This is a genomic window from Pedobacter sp., assembly GCF_041645105.1.
In the GTDB taxonomy this organism is placed as follows: Bacteria; Bacteroidota; Bacteroidia; order Sphingobacteriales; family Sphingobacteriaceae; genus Pedobacter.
The window spans coordinates 463,451-486,852 of the sequence record NZ_JBAZQQ010000005.1; the positions used below are offsets into that span (position 1 = coordinate 463,451).

Annotated in this window: 16 protein-coding genes; 14 read left to right on the top strand and 2 right to left on the bottom strand. The window is 39.1% G+C overall.

The genetic code is table 11. The annotated features are described in order from the left end of the window. Window positions 1-5: 5 nt before the first annotated feature. Genes WC623_RS17790 through WC623_RS17820 form a run of 7 tightly spaced genes read left to right on the top strand, consistent with a single transcriptional unit; the run spans window position 6 to window position 11,030 of the window. On the top strand, window positions 6-1,139 hold the full coding sequence (locus tag WC623_RS17790) for an exo-alpha-sialidase (protein ID WP_372853554.1): 1,134 nt from the start codon (window positions 6-8) through the stop codon (window positions 1,137-1,139). Between the two features lie 23 nt (window positions 1,140-1,162). Next, window positions 1,163-2,566: an acetylxylan esterase gene (locus WC623_RS17795; protein WP_372853556.1), complete on the top strand. Its 1,404-nt coding sequence runs from the start codon at window positions 1,163-1,165 to the stop codon at window positions 2,564-2,566. Beyond that, complete coding sequence (locus WC623_RS17800; RefSeq protein WP_372853558.1) at window positions 2,563-3,492, top strand: sugar phosphate isomerase/epimerase family protein; 930 nt, start codon at window positions 2,563-2,565, stop codon at window positions 3,490-3,492. Before WC623_RS17795 ends, WC623_RS17800 begins: the two co-directional genes overlap by 4 nt. A gap of 9 nt (window positions 3,493-3,501) precedes the next feature. Beyond that, window positions 3,502-6,060 carry an L-rhamnose mutarotase gene (locus tag WC623_RS17805; RefSeq protein WP_372853562.1) on the top strand — a complete coding sequence of 853 codons (2,559 nt, stop codon included), beginning with the start codon at window positions 3,502-3,504 and terminating at the stop codon, window positions 6,058-6,060. Between the two features lie 9 nt (window positions 6,061-6,069). Further along, window positions 6,070-7,155 (top strand): Gfo/Idh/MocA family protein, encoded by a 1,086-nt coding sequence (locus WC623_RS17810; protein WP_372853564.1) that lies wholly within the window; start codon window positions 6,070-6,072, stop codon window positions 7,153-7,155. A gap of 44 nt (window positions 7,156-7,199) precedes the next feature. Next, complete coding sequence (locus tag WC623_RS17815; RefSeq protein WP_372853566.1) at window positions 7,200-8,789, top strand: sodium/solute symporter; 1,590 nt, start codon at window positions 7,200-7,202, stop codon at window positions 8,787-8,789. Window positions 8,790-8,804: 15 nt separating this feature from the next. Then, window positions 8,805-11,030 (top strand): amylo-alpha-1,6-glucosidase, encoded by a 2,226-nt coding sequence (locus WC623_RS17820; RefSeq protein ID WP_372853568.1) that lies wholly within the window; start codon window positions 8,805-8,807, stop codon window positions 11,028-11,030. Between the two features lie 159 nt (window positions 11,031-11,189). On the opposite strand, the gene WC623_RS17825 is transcribed toward WC623_RS17820, so the two are convergent. Continuing rightward, window positions 11,190-12,320 carry a DEAD/DEAH box helicase gene (locus WC623_RS17825; protein WP_372853570.1) on the bottom strand — a complete coding sequence of 377 codons (1,131 nt, stop codon included), beginning with the start codon at window positions 12,318-12,320 and terminating at the stop codon, window positions 11,190-11,192. Window positions 12,321-12,424: 104 nt separating this feature from the next. On the opposite strand from WC623_RS17825, the gene WC623_RS17830 reads away from it, so the two are divergent. The 4 genes from WC623_RS17830 (at window position 12,425) to WC623_RS17845 (ending at window position 16,618) form a co-directional block, all read left to right on the top strand. Further along, window positions 12,425-12,988, top strand: coding sequence for a Crp/Fnr family transcriptional regulator (locus WC623_RS17830; protein WP_372853572.1), 564 nt, complete (start codon window positions 12,425-12,427; stop codon window positions 12,986-12,988). A 73-nt stretch (window positions 12,989-13,061) separates the two neighbouring features. Beyond that, complete coding sequence (locus tag WC623_RS17835; protein ID WP_372853574.1) at window positions 13,062-14,450, top strand: TolC family protein; 1,389 nt, start codon at window positions 13,062-13,064, stop codon at window positions 14,448-14,450. 10 nt (window positions 14,451-14,460) lie between these two features. After that, window positions 14,461-15,411 carry an HlyD family secretion protein gene (locus WC623_RS17840; protein WP_372853576.1) on the top strand — a complete coding sequence of 317 codons (951 nt, stop codon included), beginning with the start codon at window positions 14,461-14,463 and terminating at the stop codon, window positions 15,409-15,411. Between the two features lie 13 nt (window positions 15,412-15,424). After that, window positions 15,425-16,618: an ABC transporter permease gene (locus tag WC623_RS17845; RefSeq protein WP_372853578.1), complete on the top strand. Its 1,194-nt coding sequence runs from the start codon at window positions 15,425-15,427 to the stop codon at window positions 16,616-16,618. 24 nt (window positions 16,619-16,642) lie between these two features. Here WC623_RS17845 and WC623_RS17850 read toward each other — a convergent pair whose 3' ends face one another. Then, window positions 16,643-17,845, bottom strand: coding sequence for a CynX/NimT family MFS transporter (locus WC623_RS17850; protein WP_372853580.1), 1,203 nt, complete (start codon window positions 17,843-17,845; stop codon window positions 16,643-16,645). A 214-nt stretch (window positions 17,846-18,059) separates the two neighbouring features. Between WC623_RS17850 and WC623_RS17855 the strand changes: the two genes are divergently transcribed. The 3 genes from WC623_RS17855 to WC623_RS17865 all read left to right on the top strand — a co-directional run bounded on the left by WC623_RS17855 (window position 18,060) and on the right by WC623_RS17865 (window position 23,402). Then, on the top strand, window positions 18,060-18,638 hold the full coding sequence (locus WC623_RS17855; RefSeq protein ID WP_372853582.1) for an RNA polymerase sigma factor: 579 nt from the start codon (window positions 18,060-18,062) through the stop codon (window positions 18,636-18,638). 93 nt (window positions 18,639-18,731) lie between these two features. Further along, a complete protein-coding gene (locus WC623_RS17860) occupies window positions 18,732-19,868 on the top strand; it encodes a FecR family protein (RefSeq protein WP_372853584.1) in 1,137 nt (378 codons plus the stop codon). 231 nt (window positions 19,869-20,099) lie between these two features. Next, window positions 20,100-23,402 (top strand): TonB-dependent receptor, encoded by a 3,303-nt coding sequence (locus WC623_RS17865; RefSeq protein ID WP_372853586.1) that lies wholly within the window; start codon window positions 20,100-20,102, stop codon window positions 23,400-23,402.

Here is a 23,402-nt window from a genome sequence, read left to right on the forward strand (position 1 = left end):
GGAAGATGATGAACAAAAAAATATATATACTAACTATTTTGATTGCCTTATTAACGTTGAACGTTTCTGCTCAATCGCAAAAATGGCGTTCAGGAATAATAACAGATGAATTTTTATATGAAAAGGCAGGATTTCCGTCCTGTCATTCTGCAACCATTGCCGAAACCCCAACAGGTTTAGTAGCAGCTTATTTTGGTGGTACCAGAGAACGCCATCCTGATGTAGAGATTTACATCAGCAGACAGGTAAACGGTACCTGGTTAGCACCAGTTTCTGTTGCCAACGGCATACAAAATGATAGTTTAAGATTACCTACATGGAATCCTGTTTTATACCAGGTACCAGGTGGCGATTTAATACTTTTTTATAAAATAGGACCTAAGCCTTCTGAATGGTGGGGATTAATGAAAACTTCCAAGGATGGAGGGATTACCTGGTCTGACGCTAAGAAATTACCTGAAGGTTATATCGGTCCTGTTAAAAACAAGCCGGTTTTATTGAGCAACGGTAATCTGTTTAATCCATCAAGCACTGAAGGTAATGGTTGGAAAGTCCATTTTGAAGTAACGAAAGACAATGGTCAGAACTGGCGCACAGTGGGGCCTATAGCTGGTGGTGGGCTAGATGCTATACAACCAAGCATTTTAGATCATGGAAAAGGTAAGCTACAGATATTGGCCAGAAGTAAGAACAGAGCGCTTGTTGAATCCTGGTCTGCAGATAATGGCGAAACCTGGTCGCCCTTAGCTAAAACCAATTTACCGAATAACAACTCCGGGACAGATGCTGTGACCATGAAAGATGGTCGCCATGTATTGGTTTACAATCATGTATTGCCTCCGGGCGATTTGGCCAAAGGCCCAAGAACGCCTTTAAACGTATCGATTTCCAAAGATGGCAAGCAGTGGTATGCGGCTTTAATTTTGGAAGATTCACCAATTAGCCAGTATTCTTATCCGGCAGTGATACAAACATCAGATGGAATGTTGCATTTCATTTATACCTGGAGAAGACAGAAAATCAAGCATGTAGTAGTAGATCCATCGAAATTAAAGCTTAAAAAGATTGTAAATGGTACATGGCCAGTAGTAAAAGGATATAAAGCACCAGTACTTACAGATTTTAAAAACGAGGAATAACATTTAAAACGAGGAGCAGTCCGATGAGACGATATACTTTTTTTCTTGCCATTGGTTTTTCGCTGTTTTTAAGCGCTGCTATGGCGCAAATTCAAAATTCCGACTCCTTATACCGTTTACCATTAAAAAAGGTTATAGAGGAGATAGAAAGCCGTTTTAAAGTAAAGATTAAGTATAACGATGATCAGGTAAAGGATCGTTGGGTAAATTATGCCTTGTGGCGATTCAGACCTGATATAGATGAAACCTTAAGTAATGTGCTTTTGCCGCTGGATATGAAAGTGAATAAAGAGAAGGAAGGTGTTTACAAGTTAAAGGATTATGAATATTACCGCTGGCAGGTGCAGGAGGGACAAAATACACTGGATCATTTGTCTTCCCTTTATCATGATAAAATAAGCTGGGAACAACGCAAGGCATTATTAAAGCCATTGCTGTACCAAGCTCAGCGCTTGTCGCCCTTACCTCCCAAGCCATCATCAAAACCGATTTTAACGCCAAAAAGGGTGATGGACGGTTATACTGTAGAAAATATCGCTATTGAAATATTGCCTGGATTATATATAAACGGCTCTATTTACAAGCCTTTAAAAATTAAAGGCAAAATTCCGGTAGTGTTGAGCCCGGATGGACATTGGGCGCAGCAGCGTTATCGTAAAGATGCACAGATTCGTTGTGCGATGATTGCGCGCATGGGGGCGATGGCAGTCAGCTATGACCTCTTTGCCTGGGGCGAATCTTTACTTCAGTTTAAGTCCGAAGATCACAGGAGGAGCCTTGCGCAAACCATACAAACTTTGGGAGGTATCAGGATCCTGGATTACATGATGTCGCTCAAAGAAACAGATAAGGGTAGGGTAGGAATCAGTGGTGGATCTGGTGGTGGAAGTCATACCGTGTTGATGGCTGCTATGGATGATCGTATTAAACTAAGTGTTCCGGTAGTTTCTTTATCTTCTTCATTTTATGGTGGTTGTCCGTGTGAAAGTGGAATGCCGATTCATCTCTGTGCCGGGGGAACTAACAATGTGGAGATCGCTGCAATGGCTGCTCCGAATCCACAGCTGGTGGTGTCAGATGGTAAGGACTGGACGGTTTCAGTACCAGATCACGACATGCCTTTCCTGAAGAAAATATATGGCTATTATGGTAAGCCAGATCTGGTTCAGAATGTTCATTTACCTCAGGAAGGCCATGACTTTGGTCCTTCTAAACGCAAGGCACTATATGATTTTTTAATAGATCAGTTTAAGTTAAATGCTGCTGCGGTAAAGGATAAAAGTGGTCAATACGATGAAAGTAAATGTACCATAGAAAAGGAATCTGCCATGTATGTATTTGGCGAAAAAGGTGAACGCTTACCATCAAATGCCATAAAGGGATTTGAAAATTTAGAAAAGGTATTTAACAAAAGCATTTCGAAATGAGCAAAATAGACAACAGACGTGCGTTTTTAGGGAAACTAGGCTTACTTACAGGTGGATTGTTGCTGAGCAATAAATATAGTCAGGCTTTTAACCAAATAATGCCACTTGATTATCAGGCTTTACAAGGTAAAAAACAGCGTTACAAGGTTGCTGTAATAGATCTGATGATTTTGAAAAGGCAGAAATTAAGTGCTTTTGAACTGAGTAAAGAAATAGGTGCTGATGGCATTGAGCTGGATATGGGCGGTTTGGGTAACCGGGATACATTTGACAGCAAACTGGCAGATCCTGTTTTGAGACAACAGTTTATGGATAAAGCCAAAGAACTGAACCTGGAAATTTGCTCGTTGGCTATGACAGGGTTTTATGCACAATCATTGGCTACCAGACCAACTTATCAGCAGATGATTGGGGATTGTATTTCTACTATGAAGGCCATGAATGTAAAGGTTGCTTTTCTTCCTTTGGGTGTGCAGGGCGATTTAGTTAAGAACCCAGAACTAAGGCCTGCGATTGTAGAACGACTGAAGGTTGCAGGGCAGATGGCTAAAAAGGCAGGGGTGGTTATAGGAATTGAAACTGCATTGGATGCTCGGGCTGAGCTGCAATTGCTAAAAGATATAGGTTCAGCACATATTAAAAGTTATTTCAACTTTTCAAACGCCATAAAAAATGGTCGTGATATACATCAGGAGCTGAGAATTTTGGGCAAAAAGAATATTGTTCAGATTCATTGTACCAATGATGATGGGGTATGGTTGCAGAATGACCCTAAAATTGATATGAAGGCGGTAAAAAGAACATTAGATGATATGGGATGGAAAGGTTGGCTGGTTGTTGAACGCTCAAGAGATGCTACAAACCCAAGAAATGTGAAATGGAATTTTACTGCAAATACTACTTATGTAAAGTCTGTTTTTCAATAATTTAAAAAAATGAACAATACTTTAAAATCATGCATATGGGCATTGGTTCTGGGATTGCTATTTAATAATTCCGACTTGTATGCTGCAGATATCTATGTTTCTATAAAGGGATCAGATAGCAACGCTGGTACAAAAGCGCAGCCGGTAGCGACCTTGAATAATGCGCTACGTAAGGCTCGTGAAATGAGACGTTTGAATGACCCGGCAATAAAAGGTGGGATTAACATCATTATCGAAAATGGTTTTTACCAATTGGATGAACCGGTAGTGATCAGGCCTGAAGATTCAGGTACAGCAGAGAGTCCAACTATTATCACAAAAGTTGCGGGAACAGAGGTTGTGTTGAGTGGTGGGATTTCAATTTCCGGCTGGAAAAAGCTGACTAAAGGCATGCCCGGTATGCCAAATCATATTAAAGAGAAACTTTTGGTAGCTGATGTAGCTGATCTGGGTAATAGTTATTTAGAGTTTAGGCAGTTGTGGGTTGATGGAAAAAAGGCAATTAGGGCGAGAGATTTCAATTCCGAAAAAATGGGTCGTATTTTGAGTTGGAATTTTCCCGCAAAAACCTGCAAGATCCCCCTGCCGGTCTTAAAAAGTATAGGAAATTTTGAAGAAATTAAAGGAATGGAAATGGTCATCCAGCAATGGTGGGCCATCGCCAATTTGCGTATAAAATCTGTAAAAGTTAAGGGTAACGAAGCTGAGTTAAGTTTTATGGAACCCGAAAGCCGTGTACAGTCAGAACACCCCTGGCCAGCGCCATGGATTTCTGAGAAGACTGGCAACTCGCCTTTTTACTTAACTAATGCCATTCAGTTTCTGGACGAGCCGGGTGAATGGTATGAAGATCTGAAAAACGGTAAGGTTTATTATTGGCCCAGGGCTGGCGAAAATATGAATACAGCTAAAGTGATAGCACCATATCTGGAAACTCTGGTTAAAATGGAGGGTACTATCGATCATCCTGTTTCGCATGTATTCTTTAAAGGTATTTCCTTTCAGCATGCAGGTTGGTTAAGGCCTTCTCATTTTGGACATGTTCCGCATCAGGCAGGCATGTATATGCTGGATGCTTATAAACTTAAAATACCAGGTACACCGGACAAAAGCGGATTGGAGAATCAGGCATGGGTTGGTCGGCCGGCAGCAGCTGTGGAAGTCAGTTATGCGCACCATACAGGTTTTGAACACTGTAAATTTGAGCATCATGCGTCAACCGGACTGGATTATAAAAGAGGTACTTATGGTAATCTAATTAAAGGAAACCTTTTCAAGGATATTGGCGGTAGTGGAATATTGGTAGGGACATTTTCGGACGAAGCTACAGAGGTACATTTGCCTTATAACCCAAAAGATGAAAGGGAGATTTGTATCAATGAAACGATTACCAATAACCTGATAACAGATGTAACCAATGAAGATTGGGGTTGTGTAGGAATAGGGGCTGGTTTTGTAAGGGGTATCACCATTGCTCATAATGAAATCAGTGATGTAAACTATTCTGGTATCAGTATGGGCTGGGGATGGACAAAGACCATCAATGCTATGCGAAACAATACCATCACTGCTAATAAAATTCATCATTATGCAAAATACTTATATGATGCAGCGGCAATTTATACCCTGTCAGCCCAGCCCGGATCAGTGATTTCCAATAACTATATTGATAGCATTTACAAAGCACCATATCCTCATGATCCGGAGCATTGGTTTTACCTGTATACTGACGAAGGTTCATCGTATTTTACAGTGAAAAATAATTGGACACCGGCTGAAAAATATATGCAGAATGCAAATGGCCCGGGCAACGTCTGGTCGGGGAATGGGCCTAAAGTAGCTGACAGTATTAAACTTAAAGCTGGTCTTGAAAAGGATTATATTTATTTGCTGAAAAAGAGTCTGTTAAATAAATATAATCAACCATTGAATAGTGTTGAATCTGGAAATGGAAATGAACTGGCAATAGAGATAATACTTCCATTTGAAGGAGCATCTTCAGCTGAATTGAGTAAGTCTATACTGGTAGAGATATGTAGAGAAAAAGGTGTTTCCGCATCGGCTATTTATCAATGGAATAATCGCTTGCTGGTTTACGCTTCTACTAATGAAGCGAATGGCTTAATGAGACAGATTAAAGCAAGAATTAAAGATGCAGAAGTGAAATTGTATACAGATGTGTTTTACAAGTTTGAGCGTAAGAAACATTGCGGTCAGGAGCCCGTTAAAGAATGGGATAACATCATTTTAAGTACGAATCTGGTGAGTGATACAAAAATGCAGAAGGAATATCTGGATTATCATGCAACTCAGTTTGAAAAATGGCCTGAAGTAGCGAAAGGCTTTTGCAATGCAGACTTTCAGCAATTGAGGATTTTTAAGCATGGAAGGCAGCTGATGCTCGTGATTAGTATCCCTAAAGGTGCAGATTTGGATAAATTAAACCCGCGGACTAGCTTGAATAATCCAAGGGTTGATGATTGGAATAATCTAATGAAGAAGTACCAGGAGGGGATTGAAGGAACCAAACCAGGAGAGGCCTGGGTATTTTTTAAAAAAAATAATTAGAAATATAACATGTTAAAATTAGGAATATTAGGGCTTGGAGAAGGTCGCAGCACCATGTCTGCCGCACTGGCAAGTCATAAATACCAGTTGGTAAAAATTTGTGATGCTAATGAGGAAGTATGTAAACAACGTGCTAAAGAGTTCGACTTCCCACACTATACCACTAGCTATCAGGAAATGCTGAATGATGCATCCATTGATGTAATTGCTATATATACTCCAGATCATTTGCATGCAGACCACGTTAAACAAGCGCTGTTGCACGGAAAGCATGTGGTTTGTACCAAACCCTTTATTGATGATTTAGGTCGAGCTAAAGAGCTGTTAGAGGTTTCCATGCAAAGTGGCAAGAAAGTATTCGTTGGTCAGAGCTCCAGGTTCTTTGAACCTTATAAACGGCAGAGGGCAGATTATACAGAGGGTGTCATAGGAGATTTGATCACAGTTGAATGCCATTACAATGCCGATCACCGTTGGTTTTTAGAAAAGAAATGGGCTTTAGAAGCATCTTTTAAATGGCTTTATGGTGGTTTAAGTCATCCTGTCGACTTCATTCGCTGGTATTTGCCGGAGATAGAAGAAGTGATGGGCTATGGAATGATCAGTGCGAATGGTCAGAAGGCAGGGTTGAAAAATGAAGACACCATGCACTTTATCTTCAAATCGACGGACGGACGTATTGCGCGTGTAAGTGGGGCCTATACTGGTCCGATACAACCAGCTTATCGTGAAAGCGAGATGAGTTGTGTCTTAAGGGGTACTGAAGGCGCAAGTCAGGCCGATTATCATGAGTTGCGTTATGCTGTGACAACCAATACGGGTGAAGAAAAGCTGATTACATGGGGAGATGCTAAATTAAAGCACTTCTTCCGTTTTGAAGGACAGAGCCATCATGCTGGAGAGTATCAGAACTATCTGGAATATTTTGCCGAGAGCATTGAAAATGATACAGTAGCTTATCCCGATTTAAAAGAAGGAATAGGCACAATTGCTTTATTACAGGCGATGGACAGATCATTAAAGACTGGTTTGCCTGTTAAAATCAACGATGTACTAAGCGAATACCAGCTTTCAAGAGCTGATTTCGGACTTTAAAATTAATAGCTTAACCAAATATCAATCAACCTAATTAAACCTGAATGGGAAACATTGTAGAACGCTTAACCGGCCTGGATTACTTTATTGTAATTGCCTACCTGGTTATTCTAATCATTATTGGTTATAGAGCCAGTTTCTCGAAAAAGAAAAATGATGATGAAACCCTTTTTCTGGCTAATAAATCTCTTGGATGGTCAAGTATTGGGTTTAATATGTGGGGAACCAATGTTGGCCCATCAATGCTCCTGGCATTTGCCAGTATAGGCTATAGTACCGGCATTGTTGCGGTAAATTTTGATTGGTATGCTTTTGTATTCCTCTTTTTACTCGCTATTGTCTTTGCACCAAAATACCTTGCTGCCAAAGTAAGTACCATGCCTGAGTTTATGGGTAAAAGGTATGGCGACTCTACCCAAAACATCCTTGCCTGGTATGCTTTGATTAAGATCCTGATTTCCTGGTTATCCTTAGGGCTCTTTGCGGGAGGCTTTCTTGTTCGTCAGATTTTAGGTATCCCCATGTGGCAATCGGTAACAGTTCTTGTTGCTTTTGCAGGTTTATTTACCTTTTTTGGTGGATTAAAAGCTATTGCCAAGGTAAATGTCTTTCAAATGATCCTGCTCATTGCAGTATCCTTGGCATTAACCATTTTAGGCTTGCACAAAGTAGGAGGTCTTGAAGTTTTATACAGTAAAACACCTTCGCATTATTGGAATCTTATCCAGCCTGCCAGTGATCCTAAATACCCATGGTATGCTATTTTATTGGGTTATCCTGTTGCTGCAATTGCATTTTTCTGCACAGATCAGGCTATGGTACAATCGGTACTTGGCGCGAAAAATCTGGAACAGGGTCAGCTTGGGGTTAGCTTCATCGGATGGTTAAAGATTCTTTCACTACCCTTGTTCATTATCACTGGTGTATTATGCTATGTATTGTTTCCCGATTTAAAAGATCCTAATGAGGCATATATGACCATGGTGACTAACCTTTTTCCTCCTGGTATGAATGGGCTGGTGATTGTAGTGCTGATTGCTGTTTTGGTAGGTACCATTGGTTCTTCTTTAAACTCTTTGAGTACTGTATTTACCATGGATGTATATGTGAAAAATATTAATCCAAAAGCTACAAACAAGCAAATCATACGAATGGGGAGGATATCGGTTATTGCGGGATGCGTTTTAGCAGTGATTGTGGTGTTAGCCATAGATAACATTAAAGGCTTAAATCTGTTTGACGTTTTTCAATCCATATTAGGTTTTATTGCACCACCATTATCGGTTGTGTTCTTGTTAACAGTTTTCTGGAAAAGAACCACAAGAAAGGCTGTTAATTTTAGTCTTTCCATTGGTTCGGCAATCAGTTTGGGTGTAGGGGTTGCTTATTTATGGGTATTTCCACCAGGTGAATATGATTTCTGGCCACATTACCTTATGCTATCCTTTTACACTTTTGCAGGCTTGATGATCATTGCAGTATTGATTTCTCTTCTTGATACCAATCCTACAGTTTACACGGTCAACGAACTGGATAAAAGTGCGATCGAGCAACCAACAAAACGGGTCTGGGTTTCCTGGATCGCATTGGCAATTGTCATGATTGCCTTATACTTATTTTTTAACGGACATTAATTTTAGCAGATAATCATGAAACAATCTTTAAAAAAATTAGCTGTTGCTTTTGTTTTGCTCTTTGTTATTCTTACCGATACACAGGCGCAACAGTCTAAAAAGGGCTTGCAAACCACAAAAAACATACAGGGAGCAGCAGTAAATAAAGCCGCCTGGATCTGGTATCCTGGTGATTTAGACATCTGGGTATCCAATAAGATGCAAAATCGCAGAACAGAAAGAGCGGCTTTCCTTCCTCCATTCTGGAAAATGGACAGCCATTATGTTTTGGTAGAATTCCATAAGGAATTTAACCTGGCAGCAGCCGAGGAAGTAAACTTGTATGTAGAGGGACAATACAATGTGAAATTAGATGGACATGCCTTTATGGGCTATCCTAAAAAGATCACTGTTCCGGCTGGTAAACATAAACTAAGTTTAAAAGTATACGGACAGGATAAAGTGCCCGCCATTTTTGTACAAGGGAAAACCATCGTTTCTGATGATACCTGGCTGGCAACATTCGAAGACAAAGAGTGGATTGATGAGAGCGGAAGGGCTTCCGATAATTCTGGAACTACTTATGTATCGGCAGGTTCATGGGATTTAACAGACCCGTTGTCCAGACCTTCGTCTTTTAAATTGTCTACTACCCCAATGGCAGCTGTTAAGACAGAAAAAGTAGGTAAGGGCTTTATTTCCGACTTTGGTAAGGAGACCTTTGGTTTTATTAAGCTGCATGGCTTAAAGGGTAAAGGTAAGCTGAATATCTATTACGGAGAATCAAGAGAAGAAGCTTTGTCGGCCGATAAATGTGAGACACTTGATTTGCTTGAAATTGATATGAAGGGGAAAAGAGATTCATTGATTGAATTGTCTAAAGCTTTCCGTTATGTGAATGTGCAACCAGAAGGAAGTGTAGCGTTAGACAAAGTGAGCATGTTGTATGAGTATGCTCCGGTTACTGAAAAAGGAAGCTTTAAAAGTTCTGATGAACAATTGAATAAGATTTATGATATCTCTAAATACACATTCCATTTAAACACTCGTGAGTTTTTTATAGATGGTATCAAGCGCGACAGGTGGGTATGGTCTGGCGATGCTTACCAAAGCTATTTGATGAATTATTATTCATTTAATGAATCACCCATAGTGAAGAGGACTTTATTGGCGCAAAGGGGTAAAGACCCTGTGACTGCTCACATTAATACAATTATGGATTATTCTTTTTATTGGTTTTTAGGTATTTACGACTATTATCAATATTCTGGCGATCAGAAGTTTGTTCAGGATATTTATCCAAGGATGAAGAGTTTAATGGATTATGTTTTAAATCGCAGGAATAAGGATGGTTTATTAGAGTGGATGCCGGGAGACTGGATTTTTATTGATTGGGCTGATAAGCTGAGTAAAGATGGTGAAGTAAGTTTCGAGCAGTTGTTATTTTGTCGCAGTTTAGAAACTATGGCACTTTGTGCGGAAATGTCGAAAGATAAAGAGGCTGCTACTGAGTATAGAAAGTTAGCTGCTGATTTGAAAGCCAAGATCTTTAAACTGTATTGGGATGAGAGTAAAAATGCTTTGGTTCACAGCAGAATTAATGGCAAGCCGACTGATAATGTAACCCGCTATGCCAATATGTTCGGTATTTTCTTTGATTACTTTAGTCCGTCGCAAAAGGAAGGTGTGAAAAAACATGTATTAATGAATGATAATGTTAAGAAAATCACTACTCCTTATATGCGTTTTTATGAGTTGGAAGCACTTTGTGCAATGGGAGAGCAGTCGTACGTGTTAAAACAGATCAAGGATTACTGGGGAGGTATGTTGGATTTAGGTGCAACTTCTTTCTGGGAAGAGTACAATCCGGATAAGAAAGGTGTAGAGCATTTAGCCATGTATGGTCGTCCTTTTGGCAAGAGCTTATGTCATGCCTGGGGTGCGAGCCCGATTTATCTGTTGGGCAAGTATTATTTAGGTGTGAAGCCATTGACCCCTGGGTATGAGACATATGTTGTTGAGCCTTCTTTGGGCGGTCTGGAATGGATGGAGGGTAAAGTACCTACTCCAGCAGGTGAGATCTCTTTGTATTGCAGCAAGAAAGAAATCAGGGTTAAAGCTGATGAAGGTGTTGGAGTGTTGAGGTTCAAAAGTATTACTAAGCCTGTTGTAAAAGGTGGGGAAGCCGTTGAAGTAGGAAAAAGAACATATGAGATTAAGTTAGAGAAAGGTATTCAGTACCTTGTATCGTACAAAAAGTAATATGCTTTTTGCTTATATAGCAAGCTGTTTAAAATTAAATTAAAGGTCCAGTATCTGTTCGTAGGCTGCGCCGGCGAAGCTTCCTTTGGTCGCAACCCCGCCGAATGCCTCCTCACAGACACTGGACCTTTAATTTTTAGCGATATGCAGAAACCGGTGTTATTTTATGGATTCGCTGTCGATCAGTTCAACCTGTTTGCCCATTTTTTTCTGAATCACTTCAAAATGGTGTAGTTCTGTCTGACTTACTAATGAGATTGCATTGCCATCATTACCTGCACGACCAGTTCTTCCAATACGGTGCACATAGTCTTTTGGAGATCTTGGTAAGTCGTAATTAATTACATAAGGGAGGGCATCAATATCAATACCTCTGGCCATTAAATCTGTAGCAACCAGCACTTTGATTCTGCCTAATTTAAATAGTGATAAGGTGTCAGATCTGTTGCCCTGACTCTTTTTACTATGGATAGGTCTGGCGTCAATGTTGTTTTTATTGAGCTTATTTACAATAGCCTCTACAAGGTGAACAGAAGATGCAAATACCAATACCTGTTTCATCTTCTGTTGTTTAATCAAGTGGCGTAAAAAAGGTCCTTTCTTTTCATTAGAAACAATATAAGCCACTTGTGTAATCCTATCCAGCGATTCTTCTTCAGCTTCGATTTTAATGACAATAGGCTCATTGAGGAGGATTTGGTTGATGTTTTGAAGATCATTACTCAATGTAGCCGAAAACAAGATATTTTGACGTTTTATAGGTAATAGTGCAATGATTTTATCTAGTTCTTCTTTAAAACCCAGGTTAAGCATTTTATCAGCTTCGTCCAATACCAGTGTTTCTATAGCAGATAGGTGTACCGCATTGTTATCTACCAATTCTAATAACCTTCCGGGAGTGGCAACCAATACATTTATTCCCTGCATCCCCATCATTTGCGGGTTGATAGAAACCCCACCATATACAGCTAAAGTTTTAACAGGTTGCGGAAGTCCTTTGCTGAAAGTATGAAAAACAACTTTTACCTGTTCCGCTAGCTCACGTGTAGGTACCAGTACCAATACATTTGCGTGGCGATTTTTTGGTCCAGCAGTTTGTTGCAAATTCATTAAAAGCGGTAAAACATAGCTGGCAGTTTTTCCAGAACCAGTTTGGGCGATACCTAAAACGTCATTTTTATTTAATATTGCAGGTACAGCACTTTGTTGAATAGGAGTTGGATCTGTGAAATTTTGATCTGCCAGTGTTTTTAATAGAACTGCTGATAAACCCAGGGAGGTAAAAGACATAAGTATTTGAAAATGTTTGGTGCAAAACTACGTAAAAAACGATTGCGATTTTTTGTTATCTTGGTAGTAAGATTCACAGATGTTTTAATCTACCTGTTTAAATTATGCTCCTACTAACTGAAATTGCGGGAATCATTCCTGTCACTAAAGAAATCAAAACTGCTATTCAAAAGCAGTTTGTAAAGCGCGACTGCATCAAATCTGAATGTTTACACGAGGCTGGAAAAGTGGCTAAAGACCTATACTTTATAGAAAAGGGTTTAGTCAGGATGTTTTATCACAATGATGCGGGTAAAGATATTACATATGGTTATTATACCGAAGGCGATTTCATTACTGTTCCAGATAGTTTCTTTACCCAAACGCCTTCTAAATATCATATGGAGATGATGGAAGAAGGCATACTTTATGCCATCACTTTCTCAGATTTTAACCAGATGCTTATTGATCATCCGGTTATGCAGCGATTAGAAAATAAAACTTTGAGGGCCTTTTTATTAAAGGCAGGGGAGCGAATTGCAGCACTTCAGTTTCAAAGTGCACAAGAAAGATATGATACTTTGATGGAGAATCAGCCCAGCATTATCAGAAGAGCATCATTAGGAACCATTGCTTCATATTTGGGGATTACCCAGGAAACATTAAGCAGAATCAGAGCCCGGAAATAAACTACTTTTTGATTAATATCAAACGCAAAGAACTTAATTAACCAGATCTTTGTTATTCGTAAAATCATTGTGTATGAATGCTATTTTAAAACACATTTTTGTACTCCTGATTGGTTTGTTTCCGATACTCTTGTATGCACAGCAACCTGTAGCTCCCGGTTTAACAGAACTAATTGATAGTGCTTTAAACAAAGATCATATGCTGGCCAATAAACGGCTGGATATAGAATCTGTTAAAATCGACAGGAAAAAACTAGGAGAAGTATTTCTCCCTCATGCAGAGTTATCTGGTAAATATGCTTATCTGGCTAATGGAATTAATTTAGAATTACCAGGGACATCCTTTCTGGGATTAATTGATATCCCTCAAATCAATGGTGGTGTAAATTCTACGGCCAATCTGCTGAAGACAGATTTGGGTTTAACCAGCATATTGTATGCCGGAGGAAAAGTAGGGGCTTTGAAAAGTGCAGTAGATGCAAAAAACAGGGCACAGACAGCTATGTTGGAGAAAGATCGCCAGCAGATTATTTCAGAAATATCAAAAGCTTACGATCAAATTGCCTTACTGAAACAGGTAAAAACATTACTCGATAAAAGTCGTGACCGTTACGAAATCAATAAAAAAACAGCTGATAAAGCATTGGGCTATGGTCTGATTACAAAATACGAACATCAGAAAGTAGAACTGGCACAAGTTACGCTGGAATCTAAAATACAAGAATACGAAGGGAAAAGGAATCTTTTATTACACCAATTGGAAACATTAACCGGGATAGATTTGACAAGACTGGACCGAATTGATAATGAACTTTCTCCACTTTTAAATAAAGCTGAAGAGCAACGAATTGAAAACCGGCCAGAGCTTACAGCACTTTCGGAATCTATAATTGCTCATGGCTTTCAGGTAAAAGCCGCGCAAACCTGGTGGATACCTAAAATACAGGCTGCTGCATCTGTAGGTTATTTAAATCTATTTGACATTGATATGAAAGGCAAGCACGATTTACCTGTAATAGGTCGCTTTAGTAGTCATACGAATAAGATAGAAGTGGTACCTAATTTTACGGTAGGTGTAGGCTTTAAATGGGACATTTTTGATGGTAACAAAGGTAAACGTGAAGTACAGCAAGCTAAAATAGAGGTAAAGAAGGCGGAGAATGAAAAAGCAGAAGCTGAAGAAAAGCTAAAGCTGAACCTCATCAAAAGCCGTACGGATTATAACAATTCGAATATGGAGCTGGTAGTGAAAGAAAAGCAGATGAAAATAGCAGAAAATGCTCTTACACAAGCAGGAAAAGAATTTAAAACCGGCCTGATCAAAGCAGCTGACCTAATTGGAGCAGAAAGTGATTATCAAACTGCTTCACTGGATTATTATCAGGCTGTCTTTAATCAACGTAGAAACGCAATAGAATTATTAAAAGCTACAGGTAGTCTGAGCCGTACTTCCATCCAATAAATTAGAAACTATGATGAATACTTTATCTAAAAGCGTATTATTTATCCTTATTCTGGCTACCTCTGCCTGTTCCAAGCCTGAAAGGATTACCGAAGGTAAAATTAAACGCGAAACGCTGGCATTTGCACCAAAGGTAACAGGTCGTATTTTAAAGGTTTATATTAAAGAAGGAGATTTTGTGAAGCGCGGTGATACTTTAGCAATGCTTGATGTACCTGAGGTAAATGCGAAACTCTCACAAGCCAAAGGAGCAGTAAAAGCTGCCGGGGCACAGCGCGATATGGCCAAGCACGGGGCTACAGCCAACCAGCTGACTCAGTTAGGGGCAAAGAAAATGGGCATCACCGAACAGTTTAAATTTGCAGAGAAATCTTTCAGCAGAGCTAAGGCCATGTTTGCTGATAGTATGATGACCCCGCAGGCATTTGATGAAGCCCTGGCAAAATATAACGGAGCTAAAGCACAACTTACGGCTGTAAATGCAGAGTATAACGAAGCTGTAAATGGAATTCGTCCGGAAACCCGTACTGCTGCCCAGGGACAAGCGGAACAAGCTTTGGGTGTATTGCAGGAGGTGGAAGTAGCTTTGTCTGAGAAATATATTATTGCAACGAATGACATGCAGGTGGAAACAATCAGTTTAAGAGTGGGAGAGTTGGCTACCGCAGGATTTCCTTTATTTAATGGTTATTTGCCTAATACCACTTATTTCAGGTTCACCATTCCCGAAAGTAAAATCGGCAACTTTAAAAAAGGGGAGAATATTGAAGTGAATGTGCTTTATAATAAAGAAAAATTAAAAGGTAAAATTCAGACAGTGAAGCAGCTAACCCGTTATGCAGATGTTACGGCAGCTTATCCTAGTTATGAGATTGAGGAAGCGGTATATGAAGTGAAAATTATACCGGATGATATGAATGCAGCTGAAAAATTATTGGTGAATGCTACAATTATACTGTAAGGAGGGATTATAAATGATGAAGAACTTCTTTGCATTGATAAAAAGAGAATTCGGATTGTTTTTTGCCGATAGCACATTACGTTCTGTATTTCTATTAGCTCCAATTGTTTACGCTTTGCTTTTTGGTTTTGTTTACCAAAAGGGAAAAGTAGAACATTTACCTATATTGGTAGTAGATCTGGACAATACGCCCTTAAGCAATCAGCTGATTGATATGCTTGGTGAAAACGAAAAGCTACAGGTAGTAAGTGTTAGAAAAGAGAATGTAGGTACAAGTAAAGCAATGCGACAAATGAATGCTGTTGTAGCGGTTGTTATTCCTGAAAGGTTTGAAGCTTCGGTATTGCAGAAGCGCTATCCGGAATTAAATACCTATATCAATACTACTAACCTGCTAACCGCAAATATGGCCTCTCAGGGTGTACAAACCACATTGGGTACTTTCAGTGCAGGAATCAATATGCAAGGTTTGAAGAAAAAAGGGATGAGTTCAGAACAGGCTGCTATGCAGTATGAGCCATTTAAAGTCAACTATATCCGCTTGTATAACGAAACAGGTAACTATTTTACTTATATGTGGCCTGGCGTACTGGCTGTGGTATTGCAGCAGGTATTGCTATTGGGACTAGCAGTGAGTTTTGCCAGGGAGTATGAAAATAAGACACTGGAAACAGAATTCCTTGGGCGATCAGGATCAGCATTTTCAGCTATTTTAATTAAGGTTCTTCCATTTTGGATTTTAAGCGTATTCATATTAGCTATCTACTATGCTTTTCACCATATTTTCAGAGCACCAATACCTAGTCCGCTGTTAAATTATGCAGTTACTACGGGGTTATTTATTATGGCTACAACCTTTTTAGGTGTATTTATCAGTGCATTATTACCTAGTGCTTTGAAAGCTACACAAGTATTGATGCTCCTGGCTACACCTGCTTTTATTATAGGTGGATATTCCTGGCCATTAGAAGCTATGCCAATAGGGGTACAGTGGCTATCATCTATATTACCGCTTACTCCATTTTTAAATGCACACAAAGTGATGCTTTTTCAGCATGGTTCATTGGCCGATGTACTACCTTCAATCATACATATGTGTGTGTTAGTTGGCGTGTACGGATTATTGGCCTTAATTACGGTCTGGATTAAGATCTATCAAATGAAGAAGAAAACCAGGGAGGCACGACAAGCTAAAGATTCTGCTTGATCCATCGGGATTTCGCTGTATTACTTATTGTTCAACAAATTTGTTTTTGGAAGCATTTAGACCGGAGTAAATAAGTACTGCAACACCTATAATCAGTAAGTAGAATGAGTAGATCCAGTTGCCGGTGAAGTCGTAAATCAATCCAAATGCCGGAGGCCCAGCTGCTGCGATCAGATAACCGAAAGATTGTGCCATACCAGATAAACTAGCAGCCATAGCCGGATTTTTAGTTCTTAATACAAAGAACATCATGGCTAAGCCGAAGGCTAATCCACCAGCAACTCCGATTAGGATAGTGGCAAGTATAATGAACTCACTTTTAAAAATGATGATCAATAAAATGCCTGCCAACATGAGCAAACCTGTAATCCATACCAATATGCCTTGATTTTTCATTCTGCTTACAATAACAGGGCCTACGAAGGTAATCGGTAGTTGAGCTAGTTGAACGTAAGAAAGTACCCAGCCTGCATCTTCTTTAGACATTCCCCAGTCTTGCAATACCGCAGGCAGCCAGGCAGCGATACAATAGAAAAGCAAAGATTGTAATCCCATGAATATGGTAACATTCCATGCAAGTCTGGACTTAAACATAGATTTAAATGAAGCTTTAACCGGAGTCTCAACTTGTCGTTTGCGTTTTAAAACCTGAGGAAACCATACTAAAAGAGAGAGAACAGCAACTATGGCCCACACACCAATCGACCCTTTCCATCCCCAGCCTGTAGCTGTTCCTATTGCAATACTAAATCCTGCAGCCATGGCCGAGGTCAGGTTCATTGATACCGCATAAATTCCGGTCATAATTCCAGTATGATTAGGGAATTCTTTCTTGATCACTGCTGGCATAATCACATTACCAACTGTAATGGCTGCACCAACCATAGCTGCACCAATGAAAAGAAAGTAAACCTGTCCGGTTATTCTGATTAATAAACCTGATGTTAAAAGTATTAAGGAGAATAAAAGGAGTTTTTCCATGCCGATTTTATTGGAAATGCCTGGTGCAAATCCTGATAACAGGGCAAATGACATTAAAGGAATCGTAGTGATTAGTCCGGCTTGTATATTTGATAAGTTAAAATAGGCGGTGATTTCGTTGATGACAGGACCAACTGATGTAATTGGTGCTCGTAAATTGGTAGCAATAAAAATGATGCCCAAGGCCATCAATAACATTTCTATACTTTTTTTGGGATTCCCCTGCGTCTGATCTTCTAACTCCATTATTTGATATAAAGTTGCAAAAATACGCATTAAACCCTTCTAAATAAAAGGAGAATGGCTTATGTATATCATATTGCTATCATAAATCATGGTCTTTTCTATACTTAGAAGATTTGAATTATAGAATTAATATTAGCTTAATGTTGTAAGGCTAGATTTGCATTCAATATGGATAGTTCGAAATGATTATGTAGTTTTAACGTAATTAAACAGAATGCGGTTATATAAAAGTCTTAATGATACTGAATTGACTTCCTTTTTAAAACAGGGAGACAGGGAGGCTTTTTCTGAAATTTATGACCGTTATTGGGGATTGCTTTACCGTCATGCCAGACGTATGACGAGTGATGATGAATTGGCAAAAGATATTGTTCAGGATGTATTTGTATCATTATGGGATAGAGGAGCTGAGATTCATTTTAGCCACTCCTTGAGTGCCTATTTGTATTCGACCACAAGAAATAAAGTGATCAATTTGTATGATAAGGAAAAGGTGAAAACAAAGTATATTGCTTCTTTGACTTCATTTCTCAAAAATAGCGAAAATGTGACTGATCATCTTTTAAGAGAAAGATTGTTTTCTGCATTAATAGAGCAGGAAGTCTCCATGCTGCCTAAAAAGATGAAAGAAATTTTTGAGATGAGCCGTAAAGCCAATATGTCCGCCAAAGAAATTGCTGCAAATCTGGAGCTCTCTGATAAGACCGTAAAAAGGCAAATTAGCAATGCCATTAAAATATTGCGTTTAAAATTTGGCTGTTTGATCATTTTGATGCAGTTTTTCTCCTTTTAATTTCTGTTGTTTTTTTATTTAAATTTTTTCTACATCCTTCGCAGGAGTAAACTGTCTTAACTTAAATGCGTCACTATTTGGCGCTTCAAGTATATGGAAGACGAGATTGCAAAAAGGCTGATAAAGAAGTATAACGAGGGAACATGTACTCCTGAGGAAAAGGAGCTATTAGAAAGCTGGTACCTGAAGGCTGCCTCTGAAAATGAAGATGAACTTCATGAACCCAATTATCAAGATGCAAAACGTGAAATTTGGGCTAAGATCAGTTCTGAAAGACCTGTTCAGGTTAAAAAGAGGCTTTTAGTTCCAGCTATTGCCGCTGCTGCAGTCCTTGTCCTTACTGTTGGAATTGCACTTTTTGTAAATCAAAAGTATCATGAAACTGAAGTGGAAGTAGAGACACTTAAAGTAAATAACGTAGAGCCTGGTGGTAATAAGGCTTTTCTAATATTGGCTGACGGTAGAAAAATCAGCCTGACAGATGTTGAAAATGGAAACCTTGCTGAGCAGTCAGGAATCCGTATCAATAAAACCGCAGATGGACAGTTGGTTTATGAAGTTGCTGCTGCAACTTCCAAAAATGGTACATCAGCTGAGGCGGTTTATAATACAATCGAAACTCCGTTGGGTGGGCAATATCAGGTGAAGTTGAATGATGGAACAAAGGTATGGCTTAATGCAGGATCTAAACTACGTTATCCGGTTCTTTTTGCAGGTAATGAACGTAAGGTTGAACTTATAGGCGAAGGATATTTTGAAGTAACACATGATCAAAGAAAACCTTTTAAGGTTATTTCTGCTGAGCAGACAGTTGTGGTATTGGGCACTCGCTTCAATGTGAACAATTATCAGGATGAAGCCGTTGTTAAAACAACTTTATTGGAAGGTAGCGTTCGTGTAACAGCTAATCAGCTTACAAAGCTGTTGAAGCCGGGAGAGCAAGCATCGCAAAGTGGAAAGGAAATCAAGGTAAGAACAGTTGATGTAGAGCAGGTAATGGCTTGGCACAAAGGAGATTTTGCTTTTGAAGGAGTAGCATTGAAAAGTATCATGCGACAAATCAGCAGATGGTATGATGTCGATGTGGTATATCAGGGAGAAATTGCGGATGTAGAATTTGGAGGTTCTATTTCCCGCAGTAAAAATATTACAGAAGTATTAAAAGTGTTGGAGATGACGCAGGGGGTACATTTTAAAATAGAAGGAAGGAGGGTCTTGGTTATGCCATAAAAATACCTTTCCTGGACTAAAAAATAATCGGGAACGTTGGAGCGTCCCCGATAAGTTTTGGGTCCTTTAATAAACATTGTGTCGAAACAATAGTATCAAAAAATAAAACCCTAACAAATGTATAAATTTTATGCTAAGAATGGTTATTGCATAACCAGTAGCGCCATATACCCACTTTCAGAAAAAAGATGGCTCACATTTATAAAAAATCCGGACTTTAAAAAATGGCTTATGCGGATTAAACTCACTTGCATTTTTCTAATGGCATTTTTCCTGCAGATTTCATTGGCCTCACGAGGCCAGCAGGTATCAATGATGAAGAAAAAGGCATCTTTGACAGAAATATTCAAGGAAATAAAAAAGCAAACGGGCTATGATTTTGTATATAAATACGAATTGCTCAAAAAAGGTAAATCAATAGATATTGATGTAAAAAACAGGCCCTTAAAAGAAGTGTTGAATAAATGCTTTGATGAGCAGCCTTTTACTTATTCTATTGAGAACAAAACTGTAATCATTGTTCCGGCGAATAAGCCAGTCAATGTTATTGTTGCTCCAATTAATATTAAGGGACGTGTGAACAGTGATTCCGGACAACCTTTACCAGGTGCATCTATACAGGTAAAAGGATCTTCAAAAGCGACAATGACCGATGTCAATGGTGAATTTACTCTGGCTGGGATTGAAGATAATGCTATTCTTGTTGTAAAATACCTCGGGTTTATCAGTCGCGAGATTGAAGTGAAAGGGCAGACTACACTTTCTATCAGTTTATCGGAAAACACCCAACTATTAGGAGGCGTTACGGTGGTAGGCTACGGTACTCAAAAAAGAAGTGATATCAGTAGTTCCATAGGCACCTTTAAACCAAACGAGAATAACACCAGGCCAGTATTAGGCCCCGACGAGATGATGCAGGGAAGAATCGCCGGGGTGGTTGTTACCTCTTCTTCAGGGATACCCGGAGGTAAAAACAGGGTAAGCATCAGAGGGATTGGTTCACTTTCGGCCAGTAATGAACCTTTATATGTAATTGACGGGATCCCCGTAACTCCTTCAGATGCAGATTTAGGTAATTTTGGACAAAGCATGAATGCTTTGTCAGAGTTGAATCCTAATGATATTGAATCTATAGATGTTTTAAAAGACGCGGCATCGGCCTCTATTTATGGTTCAAGAGCTACAAATGGGGTGGTACTGATTACAACAAAATCAGGAAGTAAAGGAAAAGGGCAAATTACTGTAACCGGATATACAGGAATACAAGAAATGGCCAGGCTTCATAAACTAAAAATGGCTGACCCGGATTTATATGTAACTGTCATCAACGAAGCTGTAGATAATTATAATATGCAAAATGGCTTTGCACAAGGGGATGGTAAATATGTAAACTCCATTAGTAACCCTTATCCAAATAGACCAGCCACGGATTGGCTTGATTTGATAACCCGTACTGCTCATTCCAGTAATTTAAACCTTTCTGTTTCAGGTGGAACTGAGAAAAGTAAGTATTATATATCAGGTGGGTATACAAATCAACAAGGTACCTTTATAGACAATGAATTAAAAAAGTACAATGCGAAGGTGAACATCTCTAATGAGATAAACTCCTGGTTGGATATCGGATTGAATACAAACTTTAGTTACTCCAATAATAATCGGGTTCCTTCGGGATATAACCTGGGAACCAATTTGATTCCGAGAGCATTGGAACAGCGGACTTTTGATGTCCCTTATAAGCCAGACGGCTCTTATTACGTAGGTGGTACAAATGAATTGTTAAATCATAACCCTGTTCAGGCCATCATGGAAGAAAAGGTATATCTGGATAACTACAGATTGCTTGCTAATGCTTATGCCAATATCAAAATAAGTAAAGATCTCAGCTTTAAAACATCATTCGGCTCTGATTTGATCCATACTCAGGATTATGTGTATTATACTAATAGTCATCCTTATGGTGCAGGAGTAGGTAAGTTATACGATGACAGAAAATTACAGACCAATATCATTCTTGAAAATACTGCAAATTATAAAAGGAAATTTTCAGATCTGAATGTAGATTTTTTACTGGGACATTCTTATCAAAAGGTTAATAATTCACTGATAGGGGTAGAAGGTATAAAGTTTCCATCCCCATCATTTGATGTGAATGTTGTAGCTGCTGAGTTTACAGAAGCAATGACCAATCTATATGCAACCAGCATGCAATCATTTTTTGGTCGTGCAAATTTCTCCTGGAAAAATCGATATCTGTTAAACTTATCATTAAGGTCAGACGGATCATCAAGATTTGCTCCTGAAAATAGATATGGATACTTTCCGGCAGCTTCTGCAGGCTGGACTATTTCCAATGAACCATTCTGGAATAACTCCAAGAGTGACTTAAAGTTAAGGGCCAGTTATGGATCAACCGGAAATATCGAAGGGGTAAATGCTTTTGCTTATCAGGCTTTGACTGGTGGTGGATATAACTATAACAACCAAAGTGGTATTGCCATTACCAGTTTTGGAAACAGACAGCTAACCTGGGAAAAAGCAAATCAATTTAATGCTGGTTTTGATTTAGGGTTGTTTGGTGGTGCATTAAACTTCACTGCAGATTACTTTATTAAAAATACCAATAACTTATTGTATAGCAAGCCTACCCATGGTACAACTGGTTTTACCAGCATCATTAGTAATATTGGTTCGATGCGCAATAATGGATTTGAGGCTGCTATTAGTGGGAATGTAGATCTTGGGAGTGTGAAATGGAAATCAGATTTTAACATTTCATTCATTAAAAATAAACTAACTGCTCTTTTAGATGACGAACCGTTATTAATTGGCCGTACTCATGTATTAAAAGTGGGAGAAGAGGTTGGAAGTTTTTATATCTATAAGCAACTAGGTATTTTTCAGTCGGACAGCGAAGTGCCAAAAGCACAGTACGATAAGGGAATCAGGGCTGGTGACGTTAAATACGAAGATGTGAATGGTGATGGTAAGATCGATGTGAGCGACCGGCAAATACTGGGCTCTGCGAACCCTGATTTTACCGGAGGATTTAACAATACATTTATCTACAAAAACTTTGATTTAAGTGTATTTATGACTTTCTCCTACGGTAACGAAGTGTATGAAACATGGGCAGGTGGCTATCGCTTAGGCAATGGATTATGGCCTATGTTAGAGTCTGAAGCTTTAAATCGCTGGACAGGTCCAAATACAAGCAACACTACACCGAGGGCAATATGGGGAAATACCGTTAACTCATCTTCAAGTTATTCAACCCGATTTTTACATGATGGTTCTTACCTGAGATTCAGAACGGTTTCATTGGGTTATACTTTACCTGAAAGCTTTTTGAAGAAAATCAAAGTGAGCAAAATGAGGGTTTATGTACAGGCTGACAATCTTTTCTTAGTTACCAAGTATCCATTGCTAGATCCAGAAGTAAATATCAGCCTTTCTCCAACTACGATGGGTGAAGATTTCTTAATGTCTCCACAACCGCGTACTATCAATTTTGGTGTCAATTTAAATTTTTAG

Bases quoted from the DNA above. Each gene is read 5' to 3' on its own strand.
- WC623_RS17815 (WP_372853566.1), top strand. From the start codon at position 7,200: ATGGGAAACATTGTAGAACGCTTAACCGGCCTGGATTACTTTATTGTA.
- WC623_RS17865 (WP_372853586.1), top strand. From the start codon at position 20,100: ATGCGGATTAAACTCACTTGCATTTTTCTAATGGCATTTTTCCTGCAG.
- WC623_RS17820 (WP_372853568.1), top strand. From the start codon at position 8,805: ATGAAACAATCTTTAAAAAAATTAGCTGTTGCTTTTGTTTTGCTCTTT.
- WC623_RS17840 (WP_372853576.1), top strand. From the start codon at position 14,461: ATGATGAATACTTTATCTAAAAGCGTATTATTTATCCTTATTCTGGCT.
- WC623_RS17850 (WP_372853580.1), bottom strand. From the start codon at position 17,845: ATGGAGTTAGAAGATCAGACGCAGGGGAATCCCAAAAAAAGTATAGAA.
- WC623_RS17810 (WP_372853564.1), top strand. From the start codon at position 6,070: ATGTTAAAATTAGGAATATTAGGGCTTGGAGAAGGTCGCAGCACCATG.
- WC623_RS17835 (WP_372853574.1), top strand. From the start codon at position 13,062: ATGAATGCTATTTTAAAACACATTTTTGTACTCCTGATTGGTTTGTTT.
- WC623_RS17860 (WP_372853584.1), top strand. From the start codon at position 18,732: ATGGAAGACGAGATTGCAAAAAGGCTGATAAAGAAGTATAACGAGGGA.
- WC623_RS17845 (WP_372853578.1), top strand. From the start codon at position 15,425: ATGATGAAGAACTTCTTTGCATTGATAAAAAGAGAATTCGGATTGTTT.
- WC623_RS17855 (WP_372853582.1), top strand. From the start codon at position 18,060: ATGCGGTTATATAAAAGTCTTAATGATACTGAATTGACTTCCTTTTTA.
- WC623_RS17800 (WP_372853558.1), top strand. From the start codon at position 2,563: ATGAGCAAAATAGACAACAGACGTGCGTTTTTAGGGAAACTAGGCTTA.
- WC623_RS17830 (WP_372853572.1), top strand. From the start codon at position 12,425: ATGCTCCTACTAACTGAAATTGCGGGAATCATTCCTGTCACTAAAGAA.
- WC623_RS17795 (WP_372853556.1), top strand. From the start codon at position 1,163: ATGAGACGATATACTTTTTTTCTTGCCATTGGTTTTTCGCTGTTTTTA.
- WC623_RS17805 (WP_372853562.1), top strand. From the start codon at position 3,502: ATGAACAATACTTTAAAATCATGCATATGGGCATTGGTTCTGGGATTG.
- WC623_RS17825 (WP_372853570.1), bottom strand. From the start codon at position 12,320: ATGTCTTTTACCTCCCTGGGTTTATCAGCAGTTCTATTAAAAACACTG.
- WC623_RS17790 (WP_372853554.1), top strand. From the start codon at position 6: ATGATGAACAAAAAAATATATATACTAACTATTTTGATTGCCTTATTA.